11 protein-coding genes are annotated in these 11,501 nt (G+C 60.4%); 5 read left to right on the forward strand and 6 right to left on the reverse strand.

Translation table 11 applies throughout. The features are described 5' to 3' along the window. Positions 1-17 precede the first annotated feature (17 nt). A complete protein-coding gene (locus AMC99_RS08155) occupies positions 18-2,126 on the forward strand; it encodes a prolyl oligopeptidase family serine peptidase (RefSeq protein ID WP_061927856.1) in 2,109 nt (702 codons plus the stop codon). Between the two features lie 184 nt (positions 2,127-2,310). Continuing rightward, entirely contained in the window at positions 2,311-2,553 is a 243-nt protein-coding gene (locus AMC99_RS08160; protein ID WP_061925240.1) for a DUF1153 domain-containing protein, read from the forward strand. Positions 2,554-2,605: 52 nt separating this feature from the next. Here AMC99_RS08160 and AMC99_RS08165 read toward each other — a convergent pair whose 3' ends face one another. Together AMC99_RS08165 and glmU are read right to left on the reverse strand one after the other, a co-directional pair. Then, positions 2,606-2,890: an HNH endonuclease family protein gene (locus AMC99_RS08165; RefSeq protein WP_061925243.1), complete on the reverse strand. Its 285-nt coding sequence runs from the start codon at positions 2,888-2,890 to the stop codon at positions 2,606-2,608. 10 nt (positions 2,891-2,900) lie between these two features. Then, complete coding sequence (glmU, locus tag AMC99_RS08170) at positions 2,901-4,262, reverse strand: bifunctional UDP-N-acetylglucosamine diphosphorylase/glucosamine-1-phosphate N-acetyltransferase GlmU (RefSeq protein ID WP_061925246.1); 1,362 nt, start codon at positions 4,260-4,262, stop codon at positions 2,901-2,903. Between the two features lie 72 nt (positions 4,263-4,334). Between glmU and AMC99_RS08175 the strand changes: the two genes are divergently transcribed. The 3 genes from AMC99_RS08175 (at position 4,335) to AMC99_RS08185 (ending at position 7,234) form a co-directional block, all read left to right on the forward strand. Continuing rightward, positions 4,335-5,018, forward strand: a complete 684-nt coding sequence (locus tag AMC99_RS08175; protein WP_061925249.1) for an HAD-IA family hydrolase — start codon at positions 4,335-4,337, stop codon at positions 5,016-5,018. 133 nt (positions 5,019-5,151) lie between these two features. Continuing rightward, a complete protein-coding gene (locus tag AMC99_RS08180; RefSeq protein WP_061925252.1) occupies positions 5,152-6,081 on the forward strand; it encodes an SDR family NAD(P)-dependent oxidoreductase in 930 nt (309 codons plus the stop codon). Positions 6,082-6,148: 67 nt separating this feature from the next. Continuing rightward, complete coding sequence (locus AMC99_RS08185) at positions 6,149-7,234, forward strand: hypothetical protein (RefSeq protein ID WP_061925255.1); 1,086 nt, start codon at positions 6,149-6,151, stop codon at positions 7,232-7,234. Between the two features lie 65 nt (positions 7,235-7,299). Here AMC99_RS08185 and AMC99_RS08190 read toward each other — a convergent pair whose 3' ends face one another. Genes AMC99_RS08190 through AMC99_RS08205 form a run of 4 tightly spaced genes read right to left on the reverse strand, consistent with a single transcriptional unit; the run spans position 7,300 to position 11,500 of the window. Further along, positions 7,300-8,331 carry an ACP S-malonyltransferase gene (locus AMC99_RS08190; RefSeq protein ID WP_061925258.1) on the reverse strand — a complete coding sequence of 344 codons (1,032 nt, stop codon included), beginning with the start codon at positions 8,329-8,331 and terminating at the stop codon, positions 7,300-7,302. Further along, the gene (locus AMC99_RS08195; RefSeq protein ID WP_061925261.1) at positions 8,328-10,541 is read right to left on the reverse strand and encodes a thiamine pyrophosphate-dependent enzyme; all 2,214 of its coding nucleotides are present in this window, start codon (positions 10,539-10,541) and stop codon (positions 8,328-8,330) included. The genes AMC99_RS08190 and AMC99_RS08195 overlap by 4 nt, the downstream gene beginning before the upstream one ends. Before the next feature lie 12 nt (positions 10,542-10,553). Next, complete coding sequence (rbfA, locus tag AMC99_RS08200) at positions 10,554-10,952, reverse strand: 30S ribosome-binding factor RbfA (RefSeq protein ID WP_061925264.1); 399 nt, start codon at positions 10,950-10,952, stop codon at positions 10,554-10,556. Next, a complete protein-coding gene (locus AMC99_RS08205) occupies positions 10,952-11,500 on the reverse strand; it encodes a DUF1697 domain-containing protein (protein WP_061925268.1) in 549 nt (182 codons plus the stop codon). The genes rbfA and AMC99_RS08205 overlap by 1 nt, the downstream gene beginning before the upstream one ends. Position 11,501 lies beyond the last annotated feature (1 nt).

Raw genomic sequence — 11,501 nt, forward strand, 5'->3', positions numbered from 1 at the left:
TCGCAGGCGTGCTCGCTATGACTGCATCAACGGTAAACGCCCAGAACAAAGAGACTGAGACCAAAGCAGCTGAAACGACGCTGCCCGGTGTCGAGCAAGACCCGTTCATCTGGCTCGAAGAAGCCCGCAGCGATAAATCGCTCGAATGGGTCAGCGATGAAAGCAACCGCACGCTGGCCCACATGGCAATGGATCCGCGTTTCGACGAGATCCAGGCCGAAATCCTCGAAATCCTCGATAGCCAGGATCGCATCCCGATGGTTTCGATCCGTCCGGATGGACTCTACAATTTCTGGCAGGACAAGGACAATCCGCGCGGGCTGGTCCGTCGCACCACGATGGAAAGCTATCGCACCGACAATCCCGAATGGGAAACTGTCCTGGACGTCGATGCGCTGGCAAAGTCTGAAGGTCGTGAGTGGGTTTACAAGGGTTCGACATGCCTGCCCCCGCTCGAGCGTCACTGCATGATCGCGCTGTCAGACGGTGGCAAGGACGCCACCATCATGCGCGAATTCGACATGAATACCGGCAATTTCGTCGAAGGCGGTTTCGAACTGGCAGAGAGCCAGGGCAGCATCGAATGGATCGATGAAGACACGCTGCTCGTCACTCGCAACTTCGACGAAACGCTGATGACGGAAAGCGAGTATCCCTACACAACCCGCCTATGGAAGCGCGGCCAATCGATCGACGACGCGCAGGAAATCTTCCGCGGCGATCGCAAGGATGTCTGGTCGGGTGCCGGCCTGCTTCGCGATAACAAGGGAAGCATTCATGCACGCACGGCATTTCGCGGCGTCAGCTTTTTTGAGACAGAGAACTTCGTCGAGAAGGATGGCGAATGGCTGCGTCTCAACATACCGCTGAAGGCATCGCTCTACGGCATCGTCGATGGGCATCTGCTCTATTCCACGAATGTTGACTGGGAAGTCGATGGAACAACGTTCCCGGCCGACTCCCTCGTCGCGGTCGATCTCGAAGAGTGGAAGGCTGATCCCAATGGAGCGAAGAAAACGCTCGTCTGGGCTCCGGCTGAACGCCAAACCAAGCGCGGAGGCGCAATCAGCGGAAATTCGCTCTTCGTCAGCATGCTCGACAACGTGGTCGGCAAGGTTGTCAGGATCGATTTCGACAACGGCAAGTGGGTGACGCAAGACGTCGACCTGCCAGCGAACTCGAGCCTCGACATCGCAACAGCCTCGAGCGAGACCGACGAGATCATGTTCACCTCGAATGGATTCCTCGAGCCGACGACGCTGTTCTATTCGGACGGTGGCAAGCCCGAGGCGCTCAAGCAGTCGCCAGTGCGTTTCGACAGCGAAGGTATGTCGGTCGAACAGCACGAAGCGACGAGCAAGGACGGAACCAAGATCCCCTATTTCATCGTCAAACCGCAAGGGATGAAGATGGATGGGACCACGCCAACGCTCTTGTACGGCTATGGCGGTTTCCAGGTATCGCAACTGCCGAGCTACCTATCGGTGACCGGCAAGACATGGCTGGAAAGGGGCGGCGCCTATGTCCTCGCCAACTTGCGCGGCGGTGGCGAGTTCGGCCCAGGCTGGCACCAGACCGCAATGCGCGAAAACAAGCAGCGCACCTGGGACGACTTCATCGCCGTGGGCGAGGACCTGATCGCGCGAGGTTTCACCTCGCCCAAGCATCTCGGTATCCAGGGCGGTAGCCAGGGCGGCCTGCTGGTGGGGACATTCCTGACCCAGCGCCCCGACCTGATCAATGCCGCGATCGTCCAGATTCCGCTGTTCGACATGCTTCGCCTGCCATTGATTGGCCGCGGTGCCTCTTGGGTTGGCGAATATGGCGATCCTCGCATTGCCGAAGAGCGCGCCTGGATAGAGGAATACTCTCCATATCAGAAGATCGCCGAAGGCGTGGACTACCCATCCCCGCTGCTCTGGGCGTCAACCGCGGATGACCGAACGCACCCCTCTCATGCCCGCAAGGCAGCGGCGAAGCTGAAGAGCCTCGGCCAGCCCTATTGGTATTTCGAGGACATGACCGGCGGTCACTCTGGCGGCGTCGACAACAAGCAGCGGGCGAAGATCAAGGCCATCGAAACGGTCTATCTGATGCAGCGTCTGATGGATTCCGATTCGAAATAAGGCTGCGATCACAATCGAAAACACGGGTATCGCGCGCGAGGTGACGGGTTTGTCTCGTCTCGTCGCGCGCGGTGCACCATTCGGATGATGAACGCAGCTTAAGGGATAACCGAAAACCCGGAATTAACTCTGGAAATCCAGCATTTAAGCCAACGGGGGGCCGAACAATGTTGGAGAACAGACTATGGCGTATGCCCCGCATGAAACTGTTGCCGATGCCATCAAGCGCGCCGGACTACCTGAATCGCATGACATCCACTGGTCGGATGCCCGCAAGGCCGAAGTGGTCAAGGCGGTTCGCAACAAGCTGATCTCGTTCGACGAGGCTCGCTGGCGCTATCTCCTGAGCCGCAATGAATTCGAAAGCTGGGAGCGACAGGTCGATCGCAAGATCGCCACAGGTCGCCGCGAGCTGGAGCGTACCTGATCCGGTAGTCTTCCCGGAAAGTCCTGGTCCCCGGGCCGCCCGCTTTCCTGCCTTACCTTCGCTGCGTGAAGGTTGGTGCATGGAAGTCGGGCGGCTTGCCTTTTACCCATGCCAGGAAATTGGATAGCCCCTGGTTCTTCAGCAGGGCGTCACGGTCGGTACCGATCCGCGCCAGTTCGGCATTGGTGAAATTGGTATGGATCGCCCGGTGGCAGATCGGGTGGAGCGGAACAGTCTCCCGGCCACCTTTCGATTTGGGAACGAGGTGATGATCCTGCACGACGGCTCCCAGCGTCCGTTCGCACAGCCAGCAGTTGCGCGGCTCCTCGTCTTCCAACTTACCGGCCCTAGCCCTTTGCCTTTTCCGCCGCCTTCTTCTTTTTCATCGTATCGTGGAAACGATCGGCCCAACCGGGTTTGACGATCTGCTCGCCGCGAACCATGCGAAGGTCGCCGTCGCCCACATCGCGGCTGACTGCGCTGCCTGCAGCCACAATCGCATCGGCACCGATCTTGACCGGGGCTATCAGAGAACTGTTCGAACCGATGAAGGCACGCGGACCGATTTCGGTTTTGTGCTTGAAATAGCCGTCGTAATTGCAGGTTATCGTGCCAGCGCCGATATTGGCGCCTTCCCCAACCGTTGCATCGCCGAGATAGGTCAGGTGGCTTGCCTTCGCCCCCTTGCCCAGCACGGCCTTCTTCATTTCCACGAAATTGCCGACAAAGGCGCCCTCTTCCATGACGGCTCCGGGGCGCAATCTTGCATAGGGACCGACCTGGGCGTCCTTGCCGACAACTGCGCCTTCCAGATGGCTGAATGCCTTGATGTGCGCACCGTCGGCGACTTTTACCCCCGGGCCAAAGACAACATTCGGCTCGATCGTCACATCGCGGCCCAATTCCGTATCCCAGCTAAAGAATACCGTTTCGGGAGCGCGCAGCGTTGCGCCTTCCGCCATGGCTTCCTCGCGCTTCAACTCCTGCCACTGGCGTTCGGCAGCGGCGAGTTCGGAACGGCTGTTGATACCTGCGACTTCGCTCGCATCGTTCGTCGTCACGGCGGCACACACCCGCCCGTCGCCGATCGCAATGTTGACGATATCGGGGAGGTAATATTCGCCTTGCGCGTTATCGTTGCCCACCCGGTCGAGAAGCGCCCACAAGTCTTTTGCGCTCGCTGCCATCAGGCCGGAATTGCAGAGGCGGCATCCCCGCTCTTCTTCGCTGGCGTCCTTGAATTCCACCATCTTGCGGATCCGTCCCGCATCGTCGGCAATGACGCGGCCGTACTGGAGCGCATCCTCCGGCTCGAAGCCGAGCACCACCGCTGCGGGAGCATCGTCCATGTGCAGCCGATCGAGCATGGATTGCATCGTCTCGGCCCGAACGAAGGGGACATCGCCGTACATGATCAAGATGTCGCCATCGAAGCCTGCCAGTTCCTGCTGGGCCTGCTGGACGGCATGCGCAGTCCCAAGCTGCGGCTCTTGCAGGCAAGTGGCTGCACGCGCCCCCAGCGCGCTTTCCAACTGTTCGCGCCCGGCACCCACAACCACAACCTTACGCACCGGAGAAAGCGCATCGACCGAAGCCATCAGGTGATCGATCATCGATCGTCCGGCGATGGGATGCAGCACCTTGTGCAGGTCGCTTTTCATTCGGGTGCCCTTGCCAGCGGCGAGGATGACGGCTGCGAATTCTGTCATGATGTCTCCTGTTGCGCGTCCTTTGCCAGCAAATGCTTGCGGTTTGAAGAACCATCCGCCACCCGTGCGCGCATGGCTGATTTTCCTTTTGATGCTGTCGGCTTCGATCTCGACGGCACGCTGCTCGACACTTTTCGCGATCTCGGGACAGCGGTGAACCACGCGCTCGAGTTCGGCGGCTTCGATCCTGTCCCCGTCGACAGCTCGAAAGACCTGATCGGTGGAGGGGCAAAAATCATGCTCGCTCGCGCGGTCGAGGCCCAGGGCGGATTACCGGATGAAGAGTTTCGCCCCCTCTACAAGGCGATGCTGGCCTTCTATGCCGAGAACAACGCCGTCCTTACGCGGCCCTTCCCGGGCACCGAAGAGACCTTGCGCGAACTCGCAGCACGGGGCGTTCGGATGGGTGTCGTCACGAACAAGTTCGAAGAGTTCGCTCGCGGCATCCTGACCCAGCTCGGACTGATCGAACATTTCGAATGCGTGATCGGTGGGGACAGCCTTGGTCGTGGCGTCGATGGGAAATTTCTCGCCAAGCCCTCGCCTGCCCCCCTGTTCGCCGCGCGCGAACGACTTGGCGGCGGCAGTTTCGCCTTCGTCGGCGATTCGAGTTATGATGTGAAAGCGGCGCGTTCGGCGGATGTCCCGATGATCGTTGCTGCCTATGGCTATTGCGATGCTCCCGCGCACGAATTGGGCGGAGATGTAGTGATCGATTCGCTAGACGGCCTCATTCCCGCCCTCGAGGGCCTCTAGGGAGCCAAGCTGCCCCTACGGCATCGCGCCCTCGCCCTAGCGACTGTTGCAACACCCTTCGTAAAGTGCCACGCAGCGCGCACATTTTAGTTTACGGGCACGTAAAGCCCACCACCATAAGCGGAGAACCCCCATGAGCATCGATTTCAAGGACAAGGTAGCCATCGTGACCGGCGCAGGCGGCGGCCTGGGCAAGGAATATGCACTCGAACTCGCACGCCGCGGCGCAAAAGTCGTGGTGAACGACCTTGGCGGTTCGCGCGACGGCACCGGGCATTCCGACATGGCCCTCCAGGTCGTCGAGGAAATCGAGAAGATGGGCGGTGAAGCCATGTCGAATGGTGGCAGCGTCACCGAATTCGAACAGATGGAAAAGATGGTTGCCGACGCCAAGCAGAAGTGGGGCGGCGTCCACATTGTCATCAACAACGCAGGCGTGCTGCGCGACAAGACCTTTGCAAAGATGACAATGGATGACTTCGAATTCGTCGTCGACGTGCACCTCAATGGTTCGGCCAACGTCAGCAAGGCCGTGTGGGAAACGATGCGCGAGCAGGCCTATGGCCGCATCCTGATGACCGCATCCTCGACCGGCCTTTTCGGCAACTTCGGCCAGGCAAACTATGGCGCAGCCAAGCTCGGTCTCGCCGGCCTGACCAAGACGCTGCAGCTCGAAGGCGCGAAGTACAATATCAAGGTCAACACAATCAGCCCCGTTGCCGGCACGCGCATGACCGAAGACCTCTTCCCCGAAGAAGCGTTCAAGCTGTTCGACCCTGTGAACGTGGTCCCGGCTGCACTCTTCCTCGTCAGCGAAGATGCACCGACAAACGCCATTGTCGGCGCGGGCGCAGGCGGTTTCCACAGCGCTTGGACCGTCATGAACGATGCCGTGTGGCTTCCGGATGGCGAGCGCACCGTCGAAGGCTTCGCTGCCAACTGGGACAAGATCAGCGAATTCTCGAACCTCAAGGCTCCGCAGTCGGGCAGCGAACAGTCGGGCGCTATCCTGACTGCAATGCAGAAGGTTACCGGCACCGGACCGTCATCGGCTCGCGGATAATCACACTGTATTGACACACTAACACACTGGGCGTAGCTTTCCCCCATCAACAGGGAGAGTTACGCCCATGTACACAGAAGACGACCTGCGCACGGCAGTCGCTAGCGGCGCGATCAGCGCCGAGGCCGCCGATGCCTTGAGAAATTCCGTCCGCGCAAGCCGGGAGGCCCCTGCCACGGACGAAGAGCATTTCCGGCTCATCAACAGCTTCAACGATATCTTCGTCACGATCGCAGCGGTTCTGCTGTTGGTTGCGATGGCTGGGATCGGCCACGCGCTTACCCCGGCACTGGACGGGCCACCGCCCTTTTCCGGCATGTTCATCGCCGCCGCCGCATGGGGCATGGCCGAATATTTCACTCGCCGCCGCCGCATGGCCCTACCCAGCATCGTGCTCCTGATCGCCTTTGTCGGCGGTATTTTCGAGATGCTCCTCGGCTTCATCGTGATGAGTTTCAGTGGCGATAACTTCGAAACCCACGCTGTCATGGCAGGGCTGCTGATCGCCGCTACGGGGCTGGTCACTGCCGGGGCTGCTTGGCTCCACTGGCGCCGGTTCATGGTGCCGATCACCATTGCTGCAGGAGCGGCGGCGCTGACCGTCACCGCTATCGCTCTTATCATGACGGCAATCGGACCGCGGCAAATCGAGAATCCTCAGGGAATCCTGATCCCGATGGTGTTCGTAGCAGGCCTGGCGATATTCACTGTCGCCATGCGGTGGGACATCAGCGACCTTGGTCGTCAGACGCGCCGCAGCGACGTCGCCTTTTGGCTGCACCTTTTGGCCGCCCCGATGATCGCCCACCCGCTGTTCCATTGGCTCGGCGTCACGGATGGCGAGAATATCGGCATCGGCGCATCTGTCGGCGTGCTGGTCGTCTATGTCGCCCTGGGCATCGTTGCCCTTGCCGTCGACCGACGCGCGCTGCTGGTATCGGCACTGGCCTATGTGCTCGCAGCGCTGACTTTCCTGTTCGACGAATTCGGAGCAGTCGAACTCAATGTGGCATTGACCGCTCTTGTGATCGGTTCGGCCCTGCTGACCCTGTCGGCATTTTGGACGCCGATCCGCAGCAAGGTCGTTTCCGCGCTGCCGGGTGACCTGCAATCGAAGGTTCCGGCGACGGGCCTGGCCCTCGCTTCGGCCTGAGATTACCCATCTTCGGAGGGGAGGAAGGGCTCGCGCTTCGGCGCGGGCCCTTTTCCTTTGAGCGCTTATTTGGCGACGAGCGAGCGCTGGTCCTGCATCCCCATCGCAGCGAGGAGAGTTTCTTCCGATTGCTCCCGCTGGAAGGCAGCCTTGCCGTCCATCCCGCGCCAATCGGCACAGATCAGCGATTGTGCGACCGCCCCGCCCAATGTCGTCCCAGGCCCAAGGATGATGAAGATATCGGGTGCGAATTCCCGCGCCGTAACGGTAAGCGCGCGAGTGAAGTCGTAGGTCTGCGTTACCTGCGCCCCAAGCGTATAGTCGTATAGCGCGTCTGCATCGGTCGCGCCTGGCCACCAGATACGGCCTGTGCCGTCGACAAGCGGGAGTTCAGGCTGGCCAAAGGGATCGCGCGACAATTGCTGCTGCCCCTGCGAGGCTACCGGCTCCTGCAAAGACGTATGAAAGGCAGCATGATTGCCCAGGCGCATGGGAAAACGCCCCTGTAGTGGCTCAACGGTCTGCTCGAATGCTTCCAGCCCTTCCGCATTCCCGGCAAGAACCAGCATCCCGCCCAGATCGATCGAGAGATAAAGCTCGTTGTCAGTCTCCGCATTGATTGCCTCGACTTGTTGCAGCAGCTCTGCCTTGCGGGCGAAGTCAGGCTTCCAATCGTCGCCGATCCAGGGATAGATCGTCTGCCCCCCGATCAGCGCCTGCTGCATCAAGGTTCCCATGGTGTTGGCAACGTTGAACCCATCGGTCGCAGTCAGTGCGCCCCCACACGCCAGTGCAGTGTACCAGCCCATGGAATTCCCGGTCACCGCTACGACTTCGATCTCGTTTCGGTTGATCGAGAGAAAATCGCCGTAAGAGGCGGCGAAGATCAGTCCTGATGCATTGTCGCCGCGCGTGTGTCGCGCCATCGAGAATCGCTCGGCTCCGTCAAGCTCGCTGAGCGTATCCTGACCGGCCTGACGACGAATCTCGTCGAATTGGCTGAGCAGGGCCGGATCGGGAAAGTGTGTCGCGAGATAACCGAGCTCGGCGGCGTTGTAGGTCCCGCGTCCCGGACAGATGACTGCCGCAGTCTTCATGCGCCCTTCCCCAAGAGATCGAGCGTAGCGCCGACTATCTGGTCGCACGAAGGCATTGTAGCGGCATAGGCTGGCCCAGTTGGAATGAAGCTGTCCTGCGCGGTGAGGCGCGAATGGGGTATGTCCACGCGCTCTGTCAGCGTAGCCATCAAGGCTTCCGCAACTCCGCCGCTACGCCTCGTCTCGTCAACCACCAGAACCGCGCCACATCCTGAAACGGCATCGGCGATGGCCTGTTCTGGTAATGGCGTGAGCCAGCGCACGTCGACGATCCGCGCGTTGATCCCCTGCTTGGCCAGGAGCGAAACAGCCTGTGACGACAGGTAAACGCCATTGCCGAAAGTGACGATGGCGAGGTCCGTCCCGTCTCCGTGAACTCCGACCTCGCCCAAGCCGATAGTCGCATCACGTTCGGGGTATAGCTGCATCCATTCGCCATCGCCTGCTTCATGCAAGTCGCGCATGGGATAAAGTGCAATCGGTTCGAGGAAAGCGATCAGCCTCTGCTCTTCGCGGGCGAGCCTGACGCATTCGCGCAGCATCATGGCAGCATCGCGGCCATTCGAAGGACACGCGAGTATGAGGCCCGGAATATCGCGCAGCACGGCGAGCGAATTGTCATTGTGGAAATGACCGCCGAAGCCCTTTTGATAGCCAAGCCCTGATATCCGGACGACCATCGGGTTCGTGTATTGCCCGTCGGAGAAGAACGGCAAGGTGGCTGCCTCTCCGCGCAACTGGTCTTCGGCATTGTGGAGGTAGGCCAGAAACTGGATTTCCGGGATTGGGACGAAACCGTTCTGGGCCATGCCGATGGCGAGACCGAGAATGGCCTGTTCGTCGAGCAAGGTGTCGATCACGCGAGCGCGGCCGAACCTGCTCGATAGGCGCTGCGTAACGCCATAATTGCCGCCCTTGCGACCGATGTCCTCACCCATCATGACGACTTCGGGATGATCCAGCATCAGGTCAGTGAGCGCCATGTTGATCAGCTTGCCCATCGGCTGGGGCTTGGCCATCAGTGCGATATCCGATCCGAAAACCGCAGCGCGTTCTTCTTCCGAAGGCTGTTTGGCAATCGCACAGTCCCGCTTCGGCGGGATCAGGCTCGCCATGACCTGGTCGGCGTTTTCAAGTCTCGCGCGCTTGACGACTTCGTCTGCAATGCGGGCTACCCGGCGGCCGGTTTCTTCGTAGATCGCCAGGGCATCTGAAGCGGGCAGCACCTCGGCTTCCTCAAGCTGGCGAACCATGTGCAGCAGCGGGTCCTGTGCCTCCTCCGCCTCGACTTCCTGGCGCGAGAGATAGGCCATCGCGACATCCGCGCCTGCATGTCCATACAGGCGGATCGTGCGCACATGCAGGAAGGCAGGCTTGCGGCGCGTCCGGACGTATTCCGCAGCCTGCTTGGCGACCTTGAAGGTCTCGTAGATGTCGAGTCCGTCGCACTCGAAGTACCTGATGCCAGGACGGTTCTGAAAGGTCGCCTTGACCCAACCGGTCGGCGTTTTCGTCGAAATTCCGATCCCGTTGTCTTCGCAAACGAACAGCAGTGGCAAAGGGACCGACTGGTAGCTGGTCCACGCGGCCGTGTTGAACGCACCCTGCGCCGTCGAGTGGTTCACGGAAGCATCGCCAAACGAACAATAGATGATCGCATCGTCCGGCAATTGCTTGAATTCCGGCGGACAACGTTTGGCAAGTCCGAGTGAGTAGGCCGCGCCGACCGCCTTGGGCAGATGACTGGCGATCGTCGAAGTCTGCGGCGGGATGTTGAGTTGTTTCGAACCGAGCACCTTGTGGCGTCCGCCCGAAATCGGATCATCGACCGCACACGAATAGGACAAGAGGATATCCCAAGCCGTCGTCTGGCCGCCCTGCCGCTCTGCCACCTGCTCGCTTCGCTGGATCTGGAAGGCAGTGTCGCGATAGTGCAGGAATGCCATGTCGGTGGGGCGAAGTGCCGCCGCAATGGCCGCCAACCCCTCGTGGCCCGATGGCCCGATGGAGTAATACCCCTGCCCCGCCGCCTGCATTTTCCGGCTTTGACGGTCGATCGCGCGGGTCAGGCATGCGCTGCGAAAGATCGAAAGGGCGAGCCTGTCGTCGAGCGGTCCTGCAGGGGCTCGCCCCGCAGGAAAATCACCGGCTGCGACGCGTCGCAGGAAATTCTCATGGACGACCGTTACGCGATCGTTCGGCGCACTCATTGCTGTCCGCCCCTATTCTTCTTCGTCGAGGTCGCGGGCGACCTTGGGATCGCGCAGCAACATTTCGATACGGTCGGCTTCGTCGAAGCTTTCATCGGCCCTGAACTTGAGCTTCGGCGCAAACTTCAGCCCCAATCGCTTGGCAACTTCGCGCTGCAGGAAAGCCGTGTTCTGGCGCAAAGCTGTGACGATCTCGCCCTCGTCCTTGCCCAGCAGGGGTTTGACGTAGGCGGTCGCATTGCGCAGGTCCGGCGTCATCCGCACCTCGGTCACAGCGATATTCGCGGCCGAGACACGCTCGTCATGAACCTCCTGCCGCGCGAGAAGTTCGGACAGGATGTGGCGCACCCGTTCGCTGACTTTCAGTACGCGGACGGAGTGCTGCTCGGGGGTGAATTGTTGTCGTGCCATCAGGCTGTCATCTTACCAAGAATACGTTTTAGCGAGCTCATATTGCGCGCCGTCCCCTTACAGCCAAGCCTCCGTTCGAGGAACTTGTTTGAAAGGTCGGACACGCCAACCCCGTGCACATAGTCCAGAAACAGGACCCGGTCACCCAGTGCGAGGCGTTCGCTTCCCCTTGCGCTGTGTTCCACGATAACGGCTTCGACCGCTGCCACATCGGGTTGCTGGCTGAGGAAGATCGAATGGACCATTTTGTCGGTGCCGTGTTCCGGTCCGGTTCCGTGAAACGGATTGTCTTCGATGGCCGAGCGGATCTGGGCAGTCGTGCGAACCATCGCACAGGATTTGAAGCCGAAACGCTGCTGGACGACGCTTTCAAGCCGCATTTCCAACATGGCAGGATCGTGTGCATCGGGAAGGATCACATTGCCGCTGGCCGCGACCGTCGACACGTCTCCGAACCCGGCATCTTCCAGCGCGTCCACCAGGTCGACCATCTTGATCCGGTTTCCGCCGACATTGATGCTGCCGAGAAAAGCGACCACGCGCCCCATC

Source organism: Altererythrobacter epoxidivorans, from assembly GCF_001281485.1.
Classification (GTDB): domain Bacteria; phylum Pseudomonadota; class Alphaproteobacteria; order Sphingomonadales; family Sphingomonadaceae; genus Erythrobacter; species Erythrobacter epoxidivorans.

Coding starts and splice junctions, on each gene's coding strand:
- AMC99_RS08155 (WP_061927856.1), top strand. CDS start 18: ATGACTGCATCAACGGTAAACGCCCAGAACAAAGAGACTGAGACCAAA.
- AMC99_RS08160 (WP_061925240.1), top strand. CDS start 2,311: ATGGCGTATGCCCCGCATGAAACTGTTGCCGATGCCATCAAGCGCGCC.
- glmU (WP_061925246.1), bottom strand. CDS start 4,262: ATGACAGAATTCGCAGCCGTCATCCTCGCCGCTGGCAAGGGCACCCGA.
- AMC99_RS08175 (WP_061925249.1), top strand. CDS start 4,335: ATGGCTGATTTTCCTTTTGATGCTGTCGGCTTCGATCTCGACGGCACG.
- AMC99_RS08180 (WP_061925252.1), top strand. CDS start 5,152: ATGAGCATCGATTTCAAGGACAAGGTAGCCATCGTGACCGGCGCAGGC.
- AMC99_RS08185 (WP_061925255.1), top strand. CDS start 6,149: ATGTACACAGAAGACGACCTGCGCACGGCAGTCGCTAGCGGCGCGATC.
- AMC99_RS08190 (WP_061925258.1), bottom strand. CDS start 8,331: ATGAAGACTGCGGCAGTCATCTGTCCGGGACGCGGGACCTACAACGCC.
- AMC99_RS08195 (WP_061925261.1), bottom strand. CDS start 10,541: ATGAGTGCGCCGAACGATCGCGTAACGGTCGTCCATGAGAATTTCCTG.
- rbfA (WP_061925264.1), bottom strand. CDS start 10,952: ATGGCACGACAACAATTCACCCCCGAGCAGCACTCCGTCCGCGTACTG.
- AMC99_RS08205 (WP_061925268.1), bottom strand. CDS start 11,500: ATGGGGCGCGTGGTCGCTTTTCTCGGCAGCATCAATGTCGGCGGAAAC.